At 65.4% G+C, this 6,897-nt stretch carries 7 protein-coding genes; 3 read left to right on the plus strand and 4 right to left on the minus strand.

Features of this window, described 5'->3' with window-relative positions; genetic code table 11:
• Window positions 1-127 precede the first annotated feature (127 nt).
• Together C1D09_RS22985 and C1D09_RS22990 are read right to left on the minus strand one after the other, a co-directional pair.
• Window positions 128-766 (minus strand): NrsF family protein, encoded by a 639-nt coding sequence (locus tag C1D09_RS22985; protein WP_143976438.1) that lies wholly within the window; start codon window positions 764-766, stop codon window positions 128-130.
• Between the two features lies 1 nt (window position 767).
• On the minus strand, window positions 768-1,319 hold the full coding sequence (locus tag C1D09_RS22990; protein WP_143976439.1) for a sigma-70 family RNA polymerase sigma factor: 552 nt from the start codon (window positions 1,317-1,319) through the stop codon (window positions 768-770).
• A gap of 309 nt (window positions 1,320-1,628) precedes the next feature.
• Here C1D09_RS22990 and C1D09_RS22995 point away from each other — a divergent pair, with 309 nt between their 5' ends.
• The 3 genes from C1D09_RS22995 (at window position 1,629) to C1D09_RS23005 (ending at window position 5,471) form a co-directional block, all read left to right on the plus strand.
• Complete coding sequence (locus C1D09_RS22995; protein ID WP_143976440.1) at window positions 1,629-2,636, plus strand: iron ABC transporter substrate-binding protein; 1,008 nt, start codon at window positions 1,629-1,631, stop codon at window positions 2,634-2,636.
• 175 nt (window positions 2,637-2,811) lie between these two features.
• Window positions 2,812-4,392, plus strand: coding sequence for an ABC transporter permease (locus tag C1D09_RS23000; RefSeq protein WP_167514714.1), 1,581 nt, complete (start codon window positions 2,812-2,814; stop codon window positions 4,390-4,392).
• A complete protein-coding gene (locus C1D09_RS23005) occupies window positions 4,389-5,471 on the plus strand; it encodes an ABC transporter ATP-binding protein (protein ID WP_143976442.1) in 1,083 nt (360 codons plus the stop codon). The genes C1D09_RS23000 and C1D09_RS23005 overlap by 4 nt, the downstream gene beginning before the upstream one ends.
• Before the next feature lie 29 nt (window positions 5,472-5,500).
• Here C1D09_RS23005 and C1D09_RS23010 read toward each other — a convergent pair whose 3' ends face one another.
• Window positions 5,501-6,310, minus strand: a complete 810-nt coding sequence (locus C1D09_RS23010) for a phosphodiesterase (protein ID WP_143976443.1) — start codon at window positions 6,308-6,310, stop codon at window positions 5,501-5,503.
• 7 nt (window positions 6,311-6,317) lie between these two features.
• On the minus strand, window positions 6,318-6,897 hold a 580-nt coding region (locus C1D09_RS23015), incomplete at its 5' end, for a TOBE domain-containing protein (protein WP_143976444.1).

Consider the following 6,897-nt stretch of genomic DNA (forward strand, 5'->3'; position numbering starts at 1 on the left):
CGGGATAACCCTGAAGGATCGATTTTAAGGAAAGGTTGAGTGGGGGTACCGCGATTTGGTCAACCGGCAAACAATCGCCGGCATGATTAAGGATCGGTGTGCACGGGGTGTCGTCGCTTCTATCGTGCTACCAGCGCACGAAAAACCGCCCGCCGAGCGCGCCGAGCAAGGCGAGAATCGCGATCGCGATCGTGTACCAGGTGGCGACGAAAAGCGGCGAATCGTCGAAACAGTGCGCGGCATAGAAGGTTGCCGCCAGCCCGCCGGCGAGCAGCCCCGCCACCGCGCCGGCAAGCACCGGCCGCGTCGGCGCGCCATAGCGCAGCATCCACAGGAAGATGGCCAGCGGGCCGATGCCGATCAGCGGGATAAAGCCCATGCAGATCATCATGTTGGAGCCGATCATCCTGGTGCCCCACAACGCCTCCGGTACCATGAAGAGCTCCAGAACCACCGCCACGGCAACCAGCAGAGGGGCCGCGGCCATCCAGGCCACGGCCCTGGCCGTCGAGGCGCCAGGTGTCGACAGCGCCCGGATCAGGCCGAAGGCCGTGGCCGCAAGCACGATGGTGAAGACGAATTTGGACAGGAAGCGCATCGTGTGCGCGGCCACCATGAAATCCGGGCGCGGGCCGATCGTCAGCAGGAAAACCACCGCCGCGACGACAATGGCCGCGCCAGCCGCCAGCCACCAGGCCGAGCGCAGAGGCATCGCCTTGCTGCTTGCATCGGCGTCGAGCGCCTTGATGAGATCCTCGGTCCTCATGTCATTCCCGCCCGAATCGCCCCTGCCCGAATCGCTTGGCTATGGCGGCTAGCCCGCGATGCAGCGACACACGCACCGCCGTCTCGCTGATGCCGAACTTCAATGCCGTCTCGCCGATCGAGCGGCCCTCCACGGATACGGCCGAGACCACGGAACGCTGTGCCGGCGGCAGCCCGTCGAGGGCCCTGTTGATGTCGCGCTCGCTGACCGTTTCGACTTCCGGTTCGGCGAAGGTCTCGGCGATATCGTCGACATCGATTTCGATGCGCCGACCGCGCCGCCTGAACGCATCGATCAGCTTGAAGCGGGCAATCGCATAGATCCACGGCAGCACCGGTGCGTCCTGGCGCCAGGTATGCCGTTTCACATGAATGGCCAGCAAGGTTTCCTGCACGACATCCTCGGGATCGACTCCGCCCTGCACGATCTTGCGCCGGACAAAGCCGCGCACCAGCGCGGCAATCCGGTGCAGAAAGTCGGCATAGGCCTTTTCATCTCCGGCGATCGCGGCCCGCAACAGCCGGGAAAGCTCGGCCTCGTCCTTGCCGCTCACAAGAGTTCACTCCCCCGATTTTCGTGCCTCGGCACTGATTTGTTACGTGGCCGGCGAAATAATGTCCAAGCCAAACTACGGGCAAATCACGAAAGTTTGCGGGTCCTGGAGGCCCAGCCCCAGACCGGACGAACTCATGGGCCTTGCTCGTACGTCTTGCGGCAAACCGTTCCTCGGGGTGCCATCACATGGAATTGTACGTCTCGCGCCGCCTCAGCGACCGATTGAAGCAGGCCAACAATGTTGACTATTCGTGTCATGTATCGATAGGTGCAGCGTGCCAAGACCAACAAAAGCAAGGATGACGCCATGAGATACACCCTTTCCGCCCTTATAGGCGCCACCGCGCTTGCAATCGGCCTGGCCTCCGGTCCGGCGACGGCCGAGGATGCCGGCATCATCGTCTACAACGCCCAGCACGAAAGCCTGGCCAAGGAATGGGCCGAAGGCTTCACCAAGGAGACCGGCATCAAGGTCACGCTGCGCAATGGCGGCGACAGCGACTTCTCCAACCAGATCGTTGCCGAAGGGGCCGCATCGCCCGCCGACGTGTTCCTGACGGAGAATTCGCCCGCCATGGCGCTGGTCGAGAATGCCGGCCTGTTCACGCCCGTCGATGCCGACACGCTGGCGCAGGTGCCGCAGGACTATCAGGCGGCCAGCGGCAAATGGGTTGGTGTGGCCGCGCGCAGCACCGTCTTTGCCTACAACACGACCAAGCTCAAGACCGATCAGTTGCCCAAGTCGCTGCTCGACCTCGCCGATCCGAGCTGGAAGGGCCGTTGGGCGGCCTCGCCCACGGGCGCCGATTTCCAGGCCATCGTCAGCGCGCTGCTGCAGCTCAAGGGCGAGGCCGCCACGGCGGACTGGCTGAAGGCGATGAAGGAGAATTTCACCGCCTACAAGGGCAACAGCACGGTGATGAAGGCGGTCAACGCCGGCGAGATCGAGGGTGGTGTGATCTACCACTATTACTACTTCGGCGATCAAGCCAAGACCGGCGAGAACAGCAAGAACGTCGCGCTGCATTATTTCAAGAACCAGGATCCGGGCGCTTTCGTCTCGGTCTCGGGTGGCGGCGTGCTCGCCTCGAGCAAGCATCAGAAAGAAGCCCAGGCCTTCCTGAAATGGGTGACCGGCAAGGGCGGCCAGGATGTGCTGAAGAACGGAAACTCCTTCGAGTACGCGGTCGGCAAGGGTGCCGGGTCCAACCCGAAGCTCGTTCCGCTGGCCGACCTGCAGGCGCCGAAAGTCGACGCCACGACGCTGAACTCCAAGAAGGTCACCGACCTGATGACGGCAGCCGGCTTGCTTTAGTTGTCGTTCGTCCTAATAAGGACAAACCGACCGTGCTCCCGCGGGAATCCACCTTCCGCGGGAGCGTTTTGTTTTCGAGATGGCATTCGTCGATGACGACACGCTGCGTTCCTGACCTCCGACCGTGGTCCCCCGATTGCCGGCGCCCCGCCGCAACCGTGGGGTGTCCGAGCTGATGCAGTCCGCCGTCGATCTCGGGCACGCCGGCTCGCCGTCGAAGATGCGCCGAATGCCGCATCGGCGGGTGGCGCGCTGGCTTGTCACCGCCGCTGTTCTCGTCGCGCTGCTCGCCCTTTTGCCGCTCGCCTTCATCATCTGGGTCGCGGTGCAGACCGGCTGGGAGACCGTGTCGGCGCTGGTCTTCCGGCCGCGCGTCGGGGAACTACTGGTCAACACCACGCTGCTGGTGCTGCTGACCGTGCCGATCGCCATCGTACTGTCTGTCGCGCTGGCCTGGCTGACCGAGCGCAGCGACCTGCCCGGCGCCAGGCTGTGGGCCTGGCTGTGCGTGGCGCCGCTCGCCATCCCCGCTTTCGTGCACTCCTATGCCTGGATCACCATGGTGCCCGGCCTGCATGGCCTGTGGGCCGGCGTGCTGGTGTCGGTGATCGCCTATTTCCCCTTCCTTTATCTGCCCATATCGGCGGCGCTGCGCCGTCTCGATCCTGCCCTTGAGGACGCAGCCGCCGCCCTTGGCCTTGGCCCGTGGCGCGTCTTCTGGCGTGTCGTGACGCCGCAGCTCAGGCTCGCCATATGCGGCGGCTCGCTGCTGGTCGGACTGCATCTGCTGGCCGAATACGGCCTCTATGTCTTCATCCGCTTCGACACCTTCACCACGGCGATCGTCGACCAGTTCCAATCGACCTTCAACGGACCGGCCGCCAACATGCTGGCCGGCGTGCTGGTGACCTGCTGCTTCGTGCTTCTGGGCCTCGAAGTGCTGGTGCGCGGCGAGGAGCGTTATGCCCGTGTCGGCGCCGGCGCGGCGCGTAACCAGCAGCGCGCGAACCTCGGCCGCGCCACCACGCCGAGCCTGCTCTTGCTGGTCGTCATTACGCTGCTGGCGCTCGGCGTGCCGTTCATCACCATCAGCCGCTGGCTCATCGCCGGCGGCGCCGAGGTCTGGCGTCTCAACGAGATTGGCCTGGCGCTCGGCCAGACGCTGTTCCTGTCGCTCGCCGGGGCACTGCTTGCCACTGTCGCCGCCATGCCGATGGCCTGGATCTCGATCCGCGCCCCGGGGCCGCTGCAGCGCCTGCTTGAGGGTTGCAACTACATCGTCGGCTCGCTACCGGGTGTCGTCATTGCGCTGGCGCTGGTCACCATCACCGTGCGCATTGCCCTTCCGCTCTATCAGACCCTGTTCACCATCCTGGTCGCCTATGCCCTCATGTTCCTGCCGCGTGCCCTGGTCAGCCTGCGCGCCTCGATCGCCCAGGCGCCGGTCGAGCTCGAGCGCGCCGCGTCCAGCCTCGGCAGGCATCCGCTCAACGCGCTGTGGTCGACGACCATTCGCCTGTCGGCGCCTGGTGCCGCGGCCGGCATGGCTCTGGTGGCGCTCGGCATCATGAACGAACTGACCGCGACCCAGATGCTGGCACCGAACGGCACCCGCACGCTGGCGATGGCATTCTGGTCCTACAGCAGCGAGATCGACTACGCCTCGGCGGCCCCTTACGCTTTCATCATGGTGGCGATGTCGCTGCCCCTGACCTGGCTGCTTTATGTCCAGTCGAAACGGATGGCCGGACGATGAGCTTTCTCGAAATCCGCGGCCTGCACAAGCATTACGGCCCGGTCGCCGCATTGGCCGGTGTTGACCTCGAAGTCGCCAGCGGTAGCCGGACCGCAATCGTCGGTCCCTCCGGCTGCGGCAAGACCACCTTGCTGCGGCTGATCGCCGGCTTTGAGGCACCGGACCAGGGCCGCATCGTGCTCGATGGCGAGGTGCTGGCCAATGGCGGGGCCGCTGTCCCGGCGCATCGCCGCGGCATCGGCGTGGTGGCGCAGGACGGCGCCCTGTTCCCGCATCTGACCATCGGCGACAATATCGGTTTCGGCATGGGCCGCGGCGATGACAAACGCGCCGAGCGCATCGTCGAGTTGGCCTACATCGTCGGGCTCGACAAGGCGATCCTCAAGCGCCGCCCGCACGAGCTCTCCGGCGGCCAGCAGCAGCGCGTGGCGCTCGCCCGCGCCATGGCGATGAAGCCGCGGCTGATGCTGCTCGACGAGCCGTTCTCGGCGCTCGACACCGGCCTGCGCGCCTCGATGCGCAAGGCCGTGGCCGAACTTCTGGAGGCGGCCGGCATCACCACCATCCTGGTGACCCACGACCAGGCCGAAGCACTGTCCTTCGCTGTCCAGGTGGCAGTGATGCGCGACGGGAAATTCTCGCAGGTCGGCACGCCGCGCGATCTCTACCTCAAGCCGAAGGACAGGATGATCGCCGAATTCCTCGGCGACGCCATCATCCTGCCGGCGAGCATTTCGGGCGGCTTCGCCGACTCGCCGCTCGGCCGCATCGCCGTCGATACCAATGACAGCCGCGATGTCGCCCGCATCATGCTGCGGCCGGAGCAGATCGGGCTGAAGCGCACGTCGCGCGAAGGCATGTCGGGCACGCCCGACATGCTGTTCGGCGAGGTGACGGAATCGGAATTCGCCGGCTCGACATGCACGATCGCGGTTCGGCTCCTGAACAACTTCGATCCACCGGACGCCGCCGCCATCGGCAACACGCCGCTGATCCTGCGCAAATCAGGCATGGACGCACCGATGGTCGGCGAGATCGTCCGGCTCACCGTGTCGGGAAAGGCGCATGTGTTCGTCTAGGCACCGAGGACCGGCGCCCGGCGAGCAGTTCATGCCGTGATGCGTTCGCCGGTTTCGGCTGAATAGATCGGCCAGCGCTCGAGAAAATCACAGCCATGCACGACAACCCTCTCGTTGGCGCTGTGGACAAGGATGACGGCGTAGGAGGGCGGCGCCTGTTCGACAATTTCACTCGACCGGTCAAGCGCAAGTTCGAACCTTGCGTGCAGGCCGCGCTGCGCCGAGAATGGAATCCCGGCCACGGTGCCGGCGATGTCGCGATGGACATGGCCGAAGAAGATATGGCGGACATCGCCATGGCGCTTCAGCAGGCTGAGCAACCGCTGGGGCTGTTCAAGCGCCAGCGGATCGAGCTGCGGCAGGCCGAGCGCGACCGGCGGATGGTGCAGGAAGATGTAGGCGGGCCTGCCGGCTGATCGGTCCAGGTGGGTTTCGAGCCAGGCAAGCCGCCTGTCGCACAATTCGCCTTCGATGCGCCCTTCCGCCAGGCAGTCGAGAAACAGCAGCACTTCGTTGCCGGTGTCATGGACCGACTGCACGAAGCCATTCTCGTCGACCGGATTTTCCGGGAACGCCGCGACGAGATTGGCCCGCCGGTCATGGTTGCCGGGCAGCAGCCTGTACGGTACTGACAGCCTGTTCAGGGCAGCGCGCAGATCCGCATAACTCTGCGGCGCGCCGGTCTCGGTCAGGTCGCCGGTGAAGATGCAAAGGGCGGCGTCGGCGTGATGCGCATTGATATGCGCGACGCAGGACGCCAGCCTTTGATGCAGGTCCGCGCCATAGCGGCGCTCGCCTTGCCGGCCAAGATGCACATCGGTGACCTGGATGATTTTCATCACGCTTTCAGAGCGCCGGCTCGGGTACGGACGCCTTGAAGACATCGAGGCGGGCTCCCGTCTCCGACGAGAAGAAATGCATGTCTTCAGGCGAAATCTTGAGGCCGACCTGGCTGCCGGGCTCGGGGTGGACCGCCTCCGATGTCATCACCGAAAACGGTGCTCCGTCGAGATCGACGTAGATGACCCGCCCCGCCCCCAGTTCCTCGACGAGGTCGACCGTGGCATTCAACGCGCCGGCCACGCCGGTCGCCACCAGCCGGACGGCTTCCGGCCGGATGCCCATCGCGACCCTGGTGCCGACGGGCAGGCCCGTGCGTGCCATGGCGAGGCGCCGGCTGCCGCCGAGCAGCGACAGCCCGTCGAGTTCGACCGTGCCTTCCAGAATGTTCATCGCCGGCGCGCCGACGAAGGTGGCGACGAAGCGGCTTGCGGGGCGTGTGTAGATTTCGCTCGGCGTCCCGACCTGCTCGACGCGTCCGCCATTCATCACCACCAGCCGGTCGGCCAGCGTCATCGCCTCGACCTGGTCGTGGGTGACGAAGACGGAGGTGGCGTTCAGCCGGCGATGCAGCTTGCGAATTTCC

The organism is Mesorhizobium intechi (assembly GCF_002879535.1).
Lineage (GTDB): Bacteria > Pseudomonadota > Alphaproteobacteria > Rhizobiales > Rhizobiaceae > Mesorhizobium > Mesorhizobium intechi.

Coding starts and splice junctions, on each gene's coding strand:
- C1D09_RS23010 (WP_143976443.1), bottom strand. CDS start 6,310: ATGAAAATCATCCAGGTCACCGATGTGCATCTTGGCCGGCAAGGCGAG.
- C1D09_RS23000 (WP_167514714.1), top strand. CDS start 2,812: ATGCAGTCCGCCGTCGATCTCGGGCACGCCGGCTCGCCGTCGAAGATG.
- C1D09_RS22985 (WP_143976438.1), bottom strand. CDS start 766: ATGAGGACCGAGGATCTCATCAAGGCGCTCGACGCCGATGCAAGCAGC.
- C1D09_RS22995 (WP_143976440.1), top strand. CDS start 1,629: ATGAGATACACCCTTTCCGCCCTTATAGGCGCCACCGCGCTTGCAATC.
- C1D09_RS23005 (WP_143976442.1), top strand. CDS start 4,389: ATGAGCTTTCTCGAAATCCGCGGCCTGCACAAGCATTACGGCCCGGTC.